Raw genomic sequence first — 13252 nt, 5'->3', positions numbered from 1 at the left:
TTTCCGTGTCGCCATCAGAGGGCGTCATCAGAGAACAGACATAAACAGAAGTCCGTTCGTGCCCGCTTGGATCCGTTCCTGTTTACTTTTCGGGCATCTCGCCGTAGCCTTCGAAGAGAAACCACGCGTTCGGGCATTGTTCGGAGGTGAGTGAGCATGTACGCACCGGAGCGTCAGCAGGAGATCCTGCGGCTCGCCCGTGACGGCGGCCGGGTGGACGTGGTCTCGCTGGCCGAGCATTTCCAGGTGACGGCGGAGACGATCCGCCGGGACCTGAAGTCCCTCGATCGCGCGGGCCTGGTCCGCAGGGTGCACGGCGGGGCCATCCCCGCCGGGCGCCTCGACCTCGAGCCGGACCTCGCCGAGCGTGAGACGACCGCCGCCGACGAGAAGGAACGCATCGCCAAGGCCGCCCTCGCGGAACTCCCGAACGAGGGCACGATGATCGTCGACGCCGGTTCGACGGTGGCGTTGTTCGCCGGCTCACTGCCGGTGGAGCTCTCGCTCACCGTCGTCACCCACAGTCTTCCCGTCGCGGCCCGCCTCGCCGACCACCCCGGCATCCAACTGCACCTGATCGGCGGCCGGGTGAGGCACCGTACGCGTGCCGCCGTGGACGCCTGGGCGCTGCGCGCGTACGGCGAGATCCGCGCGGACGTGCTGTTCGTCGCGGCCAACGGTTACTCCGTCGAACACGGCCTGACCACCCCCGACCTCGCCGAGGCCGCGGTGAAGCGCGCGGCCATGGCGGCCGCCCGTCGCGTGGTGCTGCTCGCCGACTCCTCCAAGCACGGCCAGGAGCACTTCGCCCGCTTCGGCGGAATGAACGACGTGGACCTGCTGATCACCGACAGCGGGCTGAGCCCCGAAGACGCCCTCGCGATCGAGCGCGGCGGCACGGAAGTAGTGCGTGCATGATCCTCACCGTCACTCCCAATCCGTCCCTGGACCGTACGTACGAGGTCCCCGCGCTGGACCGCGGCGAGGTCATCCGGGCCACCGGCGAACGCGTGGACCCGGGCGGCAAGGGAGTCAACGTCTCCCGCGCCGTCGCCGCGGCCGGCCGGCGCACCGTGGCCGTACTGCCCCTGGGCGGCGCGCCGGGCGCTCTGGTCGCCGAACTGCTGGACGCGCAGGGCATCGAGGTCGCTCCGGTTCCGGTGGCCGGTGCCACCCGCTCCAACATCGCGCTCGCCGAGGCGGACGGCGTCCTGACGAAGATCAACGCACCCGGTCCGGAACTGACGGCGGACGAACAGGAGTTGCTCCTGGACACGGTCCACCTGAAGTCGCGGGGCGCCGACTGGATCGCCTGCTGCGGCAGCCTTCCGCGCGGCCTGGAGCCCTCCTGGTACGCCGAGTTGGTCGCACGGGCGCACGCCTCCGGAGTGCGCATCGCCCTGGACACGTCCGGGCCCGCGCTGGTCGCGGCGCTGCGCGAGCGGCCCGACGTGGTGAAGCCGAACGCCGAGGAACTCGCCGAGGCCGTCGGACGCCCCCTGGCCACCGTCGGCGACGCGGTGAAGGCGGCCGGGGAACTGCGCGAGATGGGCGCCCGCGCCGTGCTCGCCAGCCTGGGCGCCGACGGGCAGGTGCTCGTCGACGAGAACGGCACCTGGTTCGGCACCGCCCGGGTGGACGTCGTCCGCAGCAACGTGGGCGCGGGCGACTCCTCGCTCTCCGGCTTCCTCATCGCCGGCGGGCACGGGCCGGAGGCACTCGCCTCGGCGCTCGCCCACGGAGCGGCGGCCGTCCAGACACCCGGCAGCGTGATGCCCACGCCGGGCGACCTGGACCCGGCCGCGGTGACGGTCATGACGACGGTGCCGGTCGACCGTGTACTGAAGGAGCCGGTTTCGTGAACGCCCGTACCGCCCGTACCGCCCGTACCACCCGTGCCGCGCACGCCGCCTCCGCTGCCTCGGGCGCCGGCTCCCGCAGCCCCACCGTCCCCCACCGCATCACCGTCCCCGTTGTCCCTTTCGCCCACCCCACGCCACGGGCGATACGCGTGCGAAGGAGCCCGCGATGAGCGAGATGATCACCGCGGATCTGGTCGACCTCGACCTGTCCGCCGACACCAAGGAAGCGGCGGCGCGAGCCCTCGCCGAGCGGATGGTGACCCTCGGCCGGGTGACCGACCTGGAGGGTTTCCTCGCCGACGTGGCCGCCCGTGAGGCCCAGATGCCGACGGGCCTCGACGGCGGCATCGGCATCCCGCACTGCCGCAGCGAGCATGTCACCGAGCCGACGCTGGCCTTCGGGCGCAGCGCCGCCGGGATCGACTTCGGTGCCGCGGACGGGCCGGCCGACCTGATCTTCCTGATCGCCGCGCCGGCGGGTGCGGACGACGCTCACCTGACGATCCTTTCGTCGCTGGCCCGGAAACTGATGAACGCCGAGTTCACCGACGCGCTCCGGTCGGTCGGCGACGCGGAGAGCGCTGCGGCGCTCGTCCGCGGTGACGAGCGGCCGGCGGCGGACGAGTCGGCATCCACGGCATCCACGGCGGGTACGGCTGGGGCTGACAGCTCCGACAGCTCCGACAGCTCCGACAGCTCCGACAGCTCCGACAGCTCCGCCGGTGCCGCGGACGCCGCGGACGCCGCAGACTCCGTGGCGGCGCCGGTGGCGGCCTCCACCGGCGCCGCCACGGGTACCACCGACGCGGCGGGCACGTCCGGTGCGGACGAGGAGGCGCGTCCCTTCCGGATCGTCGCCGTCACCTCCTGCCCCACCGGTATCGCCCACACGTACATGGCGGCCGAGGCACTGGAGAACGCCGGCCGGGAGGCGGGCGTCGAGATCGCCGTCGAGCCCCAGGGCTCGGCGGGCTTCGAACGGCTCGACCCGGCCGTGATCGCGGCGGCGGACGGTGTGATCTTCGCCCACGACGTGCCCGTCCGGGAGAAGGAGCGCTTCGCGGGCAAGCCGACCGTCGACACCGGCGTCAAGGCGGGCATCAACCGCCCCGCCGAGCTGATCGCCGAGGTCCGCGGCAAGGCCGAGCGCGGTGAGGTCACCGCGGCCGCCACTTCCACCGGTACGCCCGTGGACCGCGCCGGTGAACCCGGCGAGGGCTACGGCACCAAGCTGCGCAAGTGGCTCATGTCCGGCGTCAGTTACATGGTCCCGTTCGTCGCGGCGGGCGGTCTCCTCATCGCCCTCGGCTTCGCGATCGGCGGCTATGAGATCAACGAGGCGCCGTCGGTGATGGAACACTTCGTGTGGACCCAGGCCGACAGCTGGGGCGCCCTGCTCTTCCAGATCGGCGGCGTCGCCTTCGGCTTCCTCGTCCCGGTCCTGGCCGGTTACATCGCCTACGGCATGGCCGACCGGCCCGGACTCGTGCCCGGCTTCGTCGGCGGTGCGATCTCCCTCACCATCAACGCCGGTTTCCTCGGCGGCCTCGCGTCCGGTCTGATCGCCGGTGCGGTCGTGCTGGCGATCCAGCGGGTGCGCATCCCGGCGGCGCTGCGCGGCATCATGCCGGTGGTGGTGATCCCGCTGATCTCCTCGGCGGTGGTCGGCTTCCTGATGTTCGTGGTGATCGGCAAGCCGATCGCCTCGGCGCAGAAGGGCATGACCGACTGGCTGAACGGCCTCACCGGAACCAACGCCATCCTGCTCGGCACCCTGCTCGGCCTGATGATGTGCTTCGACCTCGGCGGCCCCGTCAACAAGGTCGCGTACACCTTCGCCACGGCCGGCATCGCGGTCGCGAGCCCCAGTGACTCCGCGATGAAGATCATGGCCGCGGTGATGGCGGCCGGTATGGTTCCGCCGCTGGCGATGGCCCTGGCCACCACGGTCCGCGGCAAGCTCTTCAACCGGACCGAGCGGGAGAACGGGAAGGCCGCCTGGGTCCTGGGCGCCTCCTTCATCTCCGAGGGTGCGATCCCGTTCGCGGCGGCCGACCCGCTGCGCGTGATCCCCGCCTCGATGGTGGGCGGCGCGATCACCGGTGCCCTGTCGATGGCCTTCGGCGCCACCCTGCGCGCACCCCACGGCGGTATCTTCGTGGTCCCGCTGATCGGCAACCCGTTCCTCTACCTGGTCGCCATCGCGGCGGGTGTCTGCGTCACGGCGGCTCTGGTGATCGTCCTGAAGGGCCTGCGCAAGTCGGCTCCGGGAGTGGACGGCGCGAGCGCGGGCAAGGGCTCGGCGGCCTCGGCGGCCGAGGCGAAGCAGCCGGTGGCCGCGTGACGCGGCAGCCGGGAACGGGCGGCGGATTGCCCCTTTAGGTTCTTATAGGTGCCCCCTGGGCGCATATAGGCAACTCAAGATGATTCGCAGCCGTTTACGGCAGCTGCGATATAGATCACGTTCACCACGGTCCGGGACCAAAGTCCCGGACCGTGGTGTGTACTGGGGCGCATGCCTGAGCACGACTCGATCTTGAGGGTGGCGGGCGCCGCCGTCCTCACCGTGGTGGCCGTGGCCTGCACTGTGGGCCTGGCCGGTGTCCTGTGGCGCGAACGCGGGCGGGGCGGGGACATTCACCCCTGGCAGGGACCGGAGCCGGGACCGGCGCCGGGGTACGCGGCCCCGGCAGGGCAGGCGCTTCAGGGGCTGCGCGCGATTCCGCGTCAGCGGCGGACGGGGCCGTGGGCGGAGGAGGTGCGGCTCACGCCGGCGGAGCGCGAGGCGTTCGCCGTGCTGGTACGGCGCTTGGCCGACGGCACCACGGGCGACCGTTGAACCGGGTCGGGGCGAAGCCCGGGGTCGTCGGGGCCCGGGGTCAGGAAACCTGTGCCGCGCGGCGCTCCATCGCGTCCCGGGCGGCGTCCTCGGTGGTGTACACCTCGCACATGTGCCGCCCGTCGGGCGTGGCCGTGTGTTCCACTTCCCAGAGGGACATCTCCACGCCGTCACGCAGCAGGAACGCGTGCTCGTACAGGGAGAAGCTCAGTCCTGAACGCCCCGGGCGTCCCGCGCGGAACGGGCGGCCGAAGGCCTGGGTGATCTGGTGGGCGAACGCCGTGGTCAGCAGCGCGGCCGTCCCGGGGCCCGGACGGTCCGCGTTCTCCGCCCGGCGCAGTAAGCGGCGCGCGTGGTCCGCCGAACCGTCGGGGACGTAGACCGGCCGGGGCGTGGGGATCCGGGACAGCTGCACCACCACCGGCAGCTCGAAGTCCGGGGTCTCCGGCGGCAACGGCAACCGGGCGGTCGCGACCCGCAGTTCCTCCTCGTCCGCGTACACCTCGTGCTCGGGCTCGCTGCCCGGGGTGGCGTTGTGGACGAGTTCCCAGAGCGTGAGCGCCGAGCCGTCGGCGAGCAGCCAGGTGTGCCGGTATGTCTCCCGGTGCAGGCCGGCGCTGTGATGCGCGGAGTGCAGCGAACTGTCGTGTGCCAGCGCGCAGTCGAGCCGGTGCACCGCCTCGTCGGGCAGTTCGAAGGAGTTCAGGGCACGACCGAGCAGTCGCGCGAGGTGCTCCTCAGGAGACTCGGGCGAGTCGGCTGGTTCGTACGCTGCCGTCTCGTACGGAACGCTCAAGGTTTCTCCCGGCGTTGCTGCATGTCACCCAGTGGGTGCATACCGTAGCCCCTCGGGCGGACATCATGTCCGGGAACTGAGAAAAAGGTACGGCGGGGAAACGAACGAGAGGCGCGAGAAATTCCCACCCGCTCCGGCGGACCTCCCATACCTCCTGCTCAGTCGCCATCCCTGGTGCGAGCCGCCGACTCGTCGGCCGTCGAACCCGGACTCCGCTCAGCGGTCACCGCTCTCCGCCCACCGGTCGACGCCGGTTCGCCCGTCGACCTCCGCGTGTCTACACGTCCGTCTCGCCGTACAACTCCCGGTACGACGGCCAGACTCCACCCGGCCCGTCCACCGACTCGGCCGCGCGCACGGCCCGTACGATCGCGCGCGTCACCAAGTCGGCGCCGGCCGCGAGGATCTCGTTCAGGGCGAGGGGGTTCGCGGCGTCGAGCGGGCGGGTGCCCGTGGCGAGGGCGAACACCGTGTCCCCGTCGTTGAGCAGATGCACCGGCCGCACCGCCCGCGCGATGCCGTCGTGCGCGGTACCGGCCAGCTTCTGCGCCTGGGCCTTGGACAGGTCCGCGTCGGTGGCGACCACCGCGAGTGTGGTGTTGAGCGGGGGAGGGGCGTTCCGCTCGGAGAGGTCGGCGAGCCGCCGGAGCGCCGCCTCGTGCACCTCCGGGTCCGGATGGCGGACCCGGCCACCTCGGAGCAACTCCCCGTACAGCACCCCTGTTTCCGGATCCATCGCCGCCCCCGCCGCGTTGGCCACCACCAGCGCGGCCACCGTGATCCCCGAATCCAGCACCCGGCTCGCGGTGCCGATCCCGCCCTTCACCGCCCCGACCACGGCCCCCGTGCCGGCACCCACGCATCCCTCCGGCACCCGTGCCCCCGGTGCGGTCGCCGCTGCCGCCTCCACCGCGGCCCGCCCGGTGGCCGCGTCCGGACGGGCCCGGAAGTCGCCGCCCCGGCCCAGGTCGAAGACACAGGCGGCCGGCACCACCGGCACCACGTGCGCGGGTTCCGGTCCGACGCGGACCCCGCGGCCCCGTTCCTCCAGCCAGGCCATCACCCCGGAGGCCGCGTCGAGTCCGTAAGCACTGCCGCCGGTCAGGACGACCGCCTCGACCTTCTGCACGAGGTTGCGGGGATCGAGCGCGTCGGTCTCCTTCGTGCCGGGACCACCACCGCGTACATCCACGGCGGCCACGGCCCCGCCCTCGGGCGCGAGCACGACCGTGGTGCCGGTGAGCAGGCCGCCGCCGGAGCGGGTCGCGTGTCCCACGCGAACACCGGCCACATCTGTGAGCGCGTCAACTGTCATGGCGCCAGTCTCGTGCAGGGCCTCCCCCCACGCGGTCACCGGCGGAGGAAGGGAACGGCGAGGCCGTACTCTGGGGGTATGAGCACTGCCCCCGAACCCCGGCCGCGCGAGCCGAAGCCCGCGCTGGTCTTCGACGATCCGCTGGACCAGCAGTCCTCGGACGACACGGACCGGGGATGGGGCGAGCGCCCGTCCGGCGACAGCGCCTCGGACCTGAAGCGCTTCCTCGACGAGAAGCCGCCCCACCACATCTGACCGGGCGCGGCCCGGCGGTCCGACGACCGGATGCCGTGCCGGTGCCGGCTATCGCCCGCCGTTGTTCGAGCCGCGCTGTGCGACCAGCTCGTCGCGGATCTCCTTGAGCACCTCCAGCTCGGAGATCTCGAAGACCTCCTGCGCGCTTTCCCTCGCCTTCCTGCGGGCCTCCACCCGGGCCAGGTAGCGAGCCATCGGCAGCACCATCAGGAAGTAGACGACAGCGGCCGTGATCACGAACTGGAGTGTCGAGCCGAGGACCGAGCCCCACAGGATCCTGACTCCCGTCGCGGCGTCGCCGGTGCCCGTGCAGCGGCCCTTCAGGCACAAGCTGTAGCTGTCCAGGTTCTGGGTGCCGAAGGCGCCGACCAGCGGATTGATCACGCCCTTCACCACCGAGTTGACGATGTTGGTGAAGGCCGCGCCGATGACCACGGCCACCGCCAGGTCGACGACGTTCCCGCGCATCAGAAAGGCCTTGAAGCCCTGCCAGACGCTCGGTTCGTTCTTCTCGCTCACCTCGGAGCTCCATCTCGTATGCGTGACGCCGGTGATCGAACGCTCCGCAACCTACGACAGGGCATCGCCCATCTGCCCAGTGGGGCCCTTCGAACGAGGCACGTGACATGAAGGTGGTGCCAACGGTCGAAGAACCCCTCACCACAGCGTCACCGCCAGCCGGGCCGTGGCGCTCGCGCCCGCGAGCTCGGCAGCGGTGGCACGCGGAACCGACAGCACCACCAGGGCCCCGCCCGCGTCCGGGGCCTCCAGCGGCTCCGGCACCTCCGTGACCCGTGCTCCACGCGCGACCACGCGGGCTCCACCGCCGGCCGCACCGCCCGTGCCCCGCTCCTCGGCGGCGATGACGTCGACCCGGTCGCCCGGCCGCAGCAGTCGCACCGTGGCGGCGTCGGCGATCCGCACCGGTGCTGTGACGCGGGCTCCCGCACGCCGAGTCCGTACGGCACGGTCTCCCGTGGACCCGCCCGCCGAGGCGGCCGACGCCGAGGCGACGCGTGTGCCCGAAGTGCCGTCCGGATGCCCGCGGGACCGGTCCGTCTCCCGTGGGCCCGCCGCCACCAGCGCCACCGCCGTGACGGCGAGGCCGACCGCCGCAGCCCGCCGCCGGTGCCGGACGAGCCGACCGGACCGCAGCAGACCGCCACGCACCCGCACCGGTGCGAAGTGCGGCACCTCGCGCCGGGGCGGGACACCGGCACGGGGAGGGTGCGGGACACCGGCCGAGAGAGAGGAAGGCGAGGAAGGTGAAGAAGGGGAGGAAGGGGAGGGAGGCGAAGAAGGCGAGAAGAGGGAGGAAGAGAAGGTAGGGGAGTGGCGTGAGGGTTCACGGGACGGGGGGAACGACACGGGACACCACCTGGCGGCGAGGGAACGGTTTGCGCACCCCACGATGAGGCTTCCCGCCGTTCTCCGCCGGAGCCTGTGGACACACCGCGCCCTGTGGAAAACTCCCTCACCCGAACGTGCGGCCCTACGGCAGCGGGAACCCCGGATCCATCCCACCCAGTGCCGAGGCACACAGGCAGTCCCGCTCCTCCGTGGCGGGCAGCGCCGCCACCGCGTCGAAGAGCACGTTCCGCAGGCGGTCCACGTTCGCCGCGAACACCCGCAACACCTCGTCGTGCGAGACACCCTCGCCGGTCTCGGCGCCGGCGTCGAGGTCGGTGACCAGGGTCAGGGACGTGTAGCAGAGCTCCAGCTCACGGGCGAGCACCGCCTCGGGATGGCCGGTCATGCCCACCACCGACCAGCCCTGCGCCCGGTGCCACAACGATTCGGCGCGGGTGGAGAAGCGCGGACCCTCGACCACGGCCAGCGTGCCGCCGTCCACCGGCTCCCAGTCCCGCCCGCGCGCCGACTTCAGGGCGGCCGCCCGGCCGACGGGGCAGTAGGGGTCGGCCAGTGACACGTGCACGACGTTCGGCACCGTGCCGTCGGGCAGCGGCAGCCCGTCGAAGTACGTGCCGACCCGGGACTTCGTACGGTCCACGAGCTGGTCCGGGACCAGCAGCGTCCCCGGTCCGTACTCGGGCCGCAGCCCGCCCACCGCGCACGGCCCGAGCACCTGGCGGGCGCCGACCGACCTGAGCGCCCACAGGTTGGCCCGGTAGTTGATCCGGTGCGGCGGCAGATGGTGGCCGCGCCCGTGCCGGGGGAGGAAGGCGACCCGCCGGCCGGCCAGCTCGCCGAGGAAGAGGGAGTCGCTGGGCGCCCCGTACGGGGTGTCCACCCGGACCTCGGTCACATCGTCGAGGAAGGAGTAGAAACCGGAGCCGCCGATCACGCCGATCTCGGCGTTCGCCTTGTGCGCCATGTTCGCCATGCTCCGCACCCTAACCGCCCCGAAAACGCCCCGGGGCCGCCCCGGAAAACACCGAGGACCCCGTCGTCGGACGACGACAGGGGTCCGCGGGAAACCGGCCCTAAGCGGCGGTGGTGCTGCTGGAACCGGTCGACGAGCCCGACGACGTCGAGGAAGCAGACGACGTCGAGGAAGTCGAGGAAGCCGACGAGTCCGAGGACGAGCTCGTCGAGGAGTCGGACGACTTCGACGCCGCCGGGGTGCTGCTCGACGAGGAGCCGCGGCTGTCGTTGCGGTAGAAGCCGGATCCCTTGAAGACAATGCCGACCGCCGAGAACACCTTCTTCAGGCGGCCCTGGCAGTTCGGGCACTCGGTCAGAGCGTCATCGGTGAACTTCTGCACCGCCTCGAGGCCCTCGCCGCACTCGGTGCACTGGTACTGATAGGTGGGCACTGTCTTCCTCCTGGCACTCTCACTCGATGAGTGCTAAACGACGATTCATAGTGCCGTATTCCCCGTGTTCAGTCCACTGCGACGGGCGAGCGGTGACCCACGCCACGTGCGACGGTGCGTCCGTGCGGGGCCGGCACCAGCCGTGACCGCAGCGCCAGCAGGGTCACCAGGGCGAGCACCGTGCCGCCCATCGGCACCAGGAAACCGGCGCCGTCCCACAGGCGGTCCTCGAACTGGCCGGAGACCGTGACCGCGGCCGCCTGACCGAGTGCCACCGCGCCGGTCAGCCAGGTGAAGGCCTCGGTGCGGGCCCCCGCCGGGACCAGGTCGTCGACCATGGTGAAGCCGGTGATCAGGGCGGGCGCGATGCACATGCCGACCAGGAGCCCGAGCCCCGCGAGGAGCAGCGACGACTGGGCGGTCCACAGGGCGGACGCGGTCACCGCGAGCGCCGCGTACCCGACGACGAGGCGCCGCTGCGGGGCGACCTTCCAGGCGATGGCGCCGCAGGCGATGCCGGAGAGCATGTTGCCCGCGGCGAAGACGCCGTACAGGACGCCGTTCAGGCCGGGTTCGCCGATCGACTCGGTGTACGCGGCCAGCGACACCTGCATGCCGCCGAAGACGGACCCGATGCCCAGGAAGGTGACGATCAGGACGCGCACCCCGGGGACGCGCAGGGCGGAAGCGTGCTCCATGCGCGCGTGCCCGCCGGCGGCGACCTCGGGCTGGGTGCCCTTCTGCGCGGCGAACAGCAGGCCGCCGACCAGGGTCAGCGCGGCCTCGGTCACCAGGCCGGCAGCCGGGTTCACGGCCGTGCACAGGGCGGTGGCCAGCAGCGGTCCGACGACGAAGGTCAGCTCGTCGGTGACGGACTCGAAGGCCGCCGCGGTGGTCATCAGCGGGGAGTCCTTGAGCTTCACGCCCCAGCGGGCGCGCACCATGGGCCCGATCTGGGGCACCGAGGCGCCGGTGGGCACGGCCGCGGCGAACAGTGCCCACAGCGGGGCGTCGGTCAGCGCCAGCGAGGTCAGGACCAGCGCGGCCAGGGTGTGCAGCAGAACGCCGGGGACGAGTACGGCGCGTTGCCCGTGGCGGTCGGCGAGCCGGCCGCTGAAGGGCGCGAACAGGGCCATGGACACACCGGTGGCCGCCGCGACGGCGCCGGCCGCGCCGTACGAACCGGTGGTGTGCTGCACCAGCAGCACGATGGAGATGGTGAGCATCGCGAACGGCTGGCGTGCCGCGAAACCGGGGAGCAGGAACGTCCAGGCGCCGCGGGTGCGCAGCAGTCGGCCGTACCCCGGACGGGAGGTGGCCGCAGAGCCCTTCGACGTGGTGACCGTGGATGCCACGGCCCGTGCCTTTCTGCCGCCTGGTGGCGCGCGGCCCTTCACGGTCGGGCTTCGGGCACGCCGAGAGCTGTCCTCTTGCGCTGACTGCGGTAGATGCCGGGTGCCACAGCTCGGGGCGTGCCGGCCGCCATACGGTCGCGCCAGCTCTGCGTCAGGCAGAGTTGGTTCGATCTGGGTACTCGTTGCATGTTACAGGCGTTGTCTTGGCGCGATCGGGTATCCACAGGCGGCAAGGGCTTGTGAGCCTGTGAAACCGAGCACTGCGGGACCGTGGCCCTGTGAATGACGGGCCAGTCAGCGCCCCGGATCTCCGCCGTCGGTCCCCAGCCAGCCGGCCAGTTTGCCGCCCTGGCCCACCGCGCGCAGGCGGCGTTCGGTGGCGTCCCGGACCGGGTCGGTGGCGACGACGAGGAGTTCGTCCCCGTGCCGCAGCATCGTCGTCGGCAGCGGGACGAACGAGGTGCCCCCGCGTACGACGAGTGTGACGGCCGCCCCTTTCGGCAGCCGGAGTTCGGCGACCTCCACACCGTGCATCTTCGACTCCTCCGGGATGTCGACCGACAGCAGATGCCCGCGCAGCCGCTCCAGGGGTGCCGACTCGATGCCCAGGTCGGCGGCCTCCGCGCCCGTGCCGAGACGCAGCTTGCCGGCCAGCCACGGCAGCGTCGGCCCCTGGACGAGGGTGTAGACGACGACCAGGACGAAGACGATGTTGAAGAGCCTCCGGCTGCCCTCGACGCCCTCCACCATCGGAATCGTCGCCAGGATGATGGGCACGGCGCCGCGCAGTCCCGCCCACGACATCAGCGTCTGCTCCTGCCAGGGCACCCGGAACGGCAGCAGGCACAGCACGACGCTCAGCGGGCGGGCCACCACGGTCAGCGCCAGCCCGATGACCAGCGCGGGCACGATGTCGTCGCCCAGTTCGTGCGGGGAGACCAGCAGGCCGAGCAGGACGAACATGCCGATCTGGGCGATCCAGCCGAGCCCTTCGGCGAATCCGCGGGTGGCGGGCCAGTGCGGCAGTCTGGCGTTGCCCAGCACCATCGAGGCGAGGTAGACGGCGAGGAAGCCGCTGCCGTGGGCCATGGCGCCCGCCGCGTAGGCGGTGACGGCGATGGCCATGACGGCGATCGGGTAGAGGCCGGAGGCGGGCAGCGCCACATGCCTGAGCCCCCAGGCACCCAGCCAGCCCACCGCGAGTCCGATGACGGCGCCGATGGCCAGCTCCAGGGTGATCTCGCCGAGCAGGGTGTACCAGTGCTCGATCGGGCCGGCCGTGGAGAAGGCGAGCACCAGGATGACCACGGGGGCGTCGTTGAAGCCGGACTCGGCCTCCAGCGAGCCCGTCACGCGCGGGGGGAGCGGAATGCGCCGCAGCACGGAGAAGACGGCCGCCGCGTCGGTCGAGGACACCACCGCGCCGATGATGAGCGCCTGCCGCCACTCCAGCCCGACCAGGAAGTGCGCGGCCGTCGCGGTGACCCCGACGCTCACCGCGACGCCGACGGTCGCGAGGGCGGCGGAGACGGGCAGGACGGGTCTGATCTCGGTCCACTTGGTGCCCAGACCGCCCTCGGCCAGGATCACCACCAGGGCCGCGTACCCGAAGACCTGCGTCAGCTCGGCGTTGTCGAACTGGATGTCGCCGATGCCGTCCTGGCCCATGGCGATGCCGATGCCGAGATAGACGAGCAGGCTGGGGAGCCCGCTGCGCGAGGAGATCCGGACCGCCGCGACGGCGACGAGCAGGACCAGCGAGCAGACGAGCAGGAGCTGGTTGAGGTGGTGGACAGTCAGCGGCCGTTCCCTTCCCTGGCTCACGCGCGGCGCGCCCGACCTCGACTGCGGGGCGCGTGGAGCCGACGCGTTCGCGGCAAACCGCTTCGTTACCTTACCTAACTCTTGACGCGTTCTTGACGCACTCGCCTGGCATGATCGAACGTCCGTCCGGGCTGGTTCCCGACTCCGCGTCAAGCGGCGCGGGGCCCTGCGCCTATCGTTGCTCCAGCGCTCAGTTAAAAGCACAGCCCGCCCTGCCGCTCGCGTAAGG

13 protein-coding genes are annotated in these 13252 nt (G+C 71.8%); 5 read left to right on the top strand and 8 right to left on the bottom strand.

Translation table 11 applies throughout. The annotated features are described in order from the left end of the window. Positions 1-156 precede the first annotated feature (156 nt). The 4 genes from ACVW19_RS14100 (at position 157) to ACVW19_RS14085 (ending at position 4701) form a co-directional block, all read left to right on the top strand. Entirely contained in the window at positions 157-918 is a 762-nt protein-coding gene (locus ACVW19_RS14100) for a DeoR/GlpR family DNA-binding transcription regulator (protein WP_457459744.1), read from the top strand. Beyond that, entirely contained in the window at positions 915-1862 is a 948-nt protein-coding gene (pfkB, locus tag ACVW19_RS14095) for a 1-phosphofructokinase (protein ID WP_457459743.1), read from the top strand. Before ACVW19_RS14100 ends, pfkB begins: the two co-directional genes overlap by 4 nt. A gap of 166 nt (positions 1863-2028) precedes the next feature. Beyond that, a complete protein-coding gene (locus ACVW19_RS14090) occupies positions 2029-4206 on the top strand; it encodes a PTS fructose transporter subunit IIABC (RefSeq protein WP_457459742.1) in 2178 nt (725 codons plus the stop codon). Positions 4207-4377: 171 nt separating this feature from the next. Next, on the top strand, positions 4378-4701 hold the full coding sequence (locus ACVW19_RS14085) for a hypothetical protein (RefSeq protein ID WP_457459741.1): 324 nt from the start codon (positions 4378-4380) through the stop codon (positions 4699-4701). A 40-nt stretch (positions 4702-4741) separates the two neighbouring features. Here ACVW19_RS14085 and ACVW19_RS14080 read toward each other — a convergent pair whose 3' ends face one another. Beyond that, positions 4742-5497 (bottom strand): DUF6227 family protein, encoded by a 756-nt coding sequence (locus ACVW19_RS14080; RefSeq protein WP_457459740.1) that lies wholly within the window; start codon positions 5495-5497, stop codon positions 4742-4744. A gap of 277 nt (positions 5498-5774) precedes the next feature. Then, positions 5775-6812: a P1 family peptidase gene (locus ACVW19_RS14075; RefSeq protein WP_457459739.1), complete on the bottom strand. Its 1038-nt coding sequence runs from the start codon at positions 6810-6812 to the stop codon at positions 5775-5777. Between the two features lie 78 nt (positions 6813-6890). Here ACVW19_RS14075 and ACVW19_RS14070 point away from each other — a divergent pair, with 78 nt between their 5' ends. Then, positions 6891-7067 carry a hypothetical protein gene (locus ACVW19_RS14070; RefSeq protein ID WP_109380318.1) on the top strand — a complete coding sequence of 59 codons (177 nt, stop codon included), beginning with the start codon at positions 6891-6893 and terminating at the stop codon, positions 7065-7067. Between the two features lie 48 nt (positions 7068-7115). Here the strand turns inward: ACVW19_RS14070 and mscL are convergent, their stop codons facing one another. The 6 genes from mscL to ACVW19_RS14040 form a co-directional block, all read right to left on the bottom strand. Continuing rightward, positions 7116-7586 (bottom strand): large conductance mechanosensitive channel protein MscL, encoded by a 471-nt coding sequence (gene mscL / locus ACVW19_RS14065; protein ID WP_457459738.1) that lies wholly within the window; start codon positions 7584-7586, stop codon positions 7116-7118. 138 nt (positions 7587-7724) lie between these two features. Beyond that, entirely contained in the window at positions 7725-8261 is a 537-nt protein-coding gene (locus tag ACVW19_RS14060; RefSeq protein ID WP_457459737.1) for a hypothetical protein, read from the bottom strand. A 298-nt stretch (positions 8262-8559) separates the two neighbouring features. Continuing rightward, entirely contained in the window at positions 8560-9402 is an 843-nt protein-coding gene (locus tag ACVW19_RS14055) for an S-methyl-5'-thioadenosine phosphorylase (RefSeq protein WP_457464601.1), read from the bottom strand. Between the two features lie 109 nt (positions 9403-9511). After that, complete coding sequence (locus ACVW19_RS14050) at positions 9512-9844, bottom strand: FmdB family zinc ribbon protein (protein WP_457459736.1); 333 nt, start codon at positions 9842-9844, stop codon at positions 9512-9514. 68 nt (positions 9845-9912) lie between these two features. Next, positions 9913-11199, bottom strand: coding sequence for an MFS transporter (locus tag ACVW19_RS14045; protein WP_457459735.1), 1287 nt, complete (start codon positions 11197-11199; stop codon positions 9913-9915). A gap of 294 nt (positions 11200-11493) precedes the next feature. Further along, entirely contained in the window at positions 11494-13023 is a 1530-nt protein-coding gene (locus tag ACVW19_RS14040) for a potassium/proton antiporter (RefSeq protein ID WP_457459734.1), read from the bottom strand. Between the last annotated feature and the right edge of the window lie 229 nt (positions 13024-13252).

The sequence above is a fragment of the Streptomyces sp. TE5632 genome, assembly GCF_054061295.1.
The sequence above is the reverse complement of the archived record's forward strand: the minus strand, read 5'-3'. Positions and strand labels throughout refer to the sequence as shown.